We start from the raw sequence: 1438 nt of genomic DNA on the forward strand, positions 1-1438 counted from the left end.
GCCTTGATCTGGTGCGCCTTGTCCGCCCGCAGCCTTTCGGCATAGAGGTCGAGCGGGACGCCGGTTCCCCATTCACAATCGATGACGTCGACGTCGAAGCCGAGGCGCTCGGCCATGTCGACCCACAGATGCGAGAACTGGCCGAAGCGCGACATAAGCACCCGGTCGCCCGGGTTGAGCACGTTGGTCATCGCCGCCTCCCAGGCGCCGGTGCCGGACGACGGATAGATGAAGACGCGGCCGGTCTCGTTCTTGAAAACCTTCTTGATGTCCTCGAACAGCGGGAGCGTGAGATTGGGGAAGGAGGCGGCGCGCATGTCTTCCATCGGCAGGTTCATCGCCTGCCGGACCTCTTCAGGAATGTTGGTGGGTCCAGGGATGAAAAGATGGGTAAACCCGGCCATGCGCAAACTCCTCCTGCGTTTTTGGGATGCTGGAGGAAGTTTCATGTCGATGGCGCCGAGCGACAACACCTTGCCGGGTAAGTTGTCGCCACGCGTGGGTAGGTCGAGCCTACCCGATCCGCCTACCCGAAAGGCGATTTGGAGCCGCGTCGCTTCTCGTTGGCATAGAGCGCGACAGCCATGGCGCGGTTGCGCACGTCAAGCTTGTCGTAAAGATTTTTGAGATGGTACTTCACCGTGTTCTCGGAGATCCCGGTGCGGGTCGCGATCTGGAGATTGGTCCAGCCATCGGAAAGCACCGCAAGCAATTCGCGCTCGCGCACGGTGAGTTGCGACAGCGGCGTATCGTTGACCTTGTTGATGTCGATGTAAGGGATGCAGATCCGCCCATGCGCGACCGCCAGGATCGTCTCGAATATGATCGAAGGATCGTCGAACTGAAAGCAATAGCCCTGGGCGCCGAGCCGCACGCACTGCTTCAGGATGCCGATGTCATGATCATTGGAAAAGACCGTGATGCGCAGGTCGAGCTTGCGGTTCTGGATTTCCGCCAGGACATCGGCGCCATCCATGTCGGCGAGCTTCCAGCCGATGACGGCGACGTCGAACCTGGTGTTCGCCGCCAATTCCAGGAATTGCTTGCCGCTCGGCACGGAGCTCAACAGCTCGAAACGCCCGTCGCATTCCAGCATCTCGCGAAGCGCAGACACGACAAGCGGATTGCGCTCGGCGACGATAACACGCACGCGCTGCTCGCCAACTGCTTCGTTCGTTTTCCGGGACTTGCGGTTCAAGGCCTGCCGATTGTCCTGTCGATCTTGCCGATCCACCTGGACCTGCATCATGGCAATTCTGCCCCAACGGCAAAAGGGCGCTCTTTCCGCAGCGACATGCGCTGTCGCGGCGGCTGAACCCGCAAATGCGGCGCGACCCGCCTTTACCGGGAGGCGTCGCGGGGACATTTCTCTGAGTATTCCGCGCGCTACGGCTATATTTTCTCAGGACGAATCGTGTCTCGACCCTATCTGCCGCAT

At 60.4% G+C, this 1438-nt stretch carries 1 protein-coding gene and 1 pseudogene; both read right to left on the reverse strand.

The window, feature by feature from the left end:
* Window positions 1–404: pseudogene (locus tag EOA60_RS32750) on the reverse strand (aminotransferase class V-fold PLP-dependent enzyme); the annotation flags it as partial.
* Window positions 405–526: 122 nt separating this feature from the next.
* A complete protein-coding gene (locus EOA60_RS32755) occupies window positions 527–1150 on the reverse strand; it encodes a response regulator transcription factor (protein WP_067329607.1) in 624 nt (207 codons plus the stop codon).
* Between the last annotated feature and the right edge of the window lie 288 nt (window positions 1151–1438).

This window comes from Mesorhizobium sp. M1A.F.Ca.IN.020.06.1.1 (assembly GCF_004023265.1).
Taxonomy (GTDB): Bacteria; Pseudomonadota; Alphaproteobacteria; order Rhizobiales; family Rhizobiaceae; genus Mesorhizobium.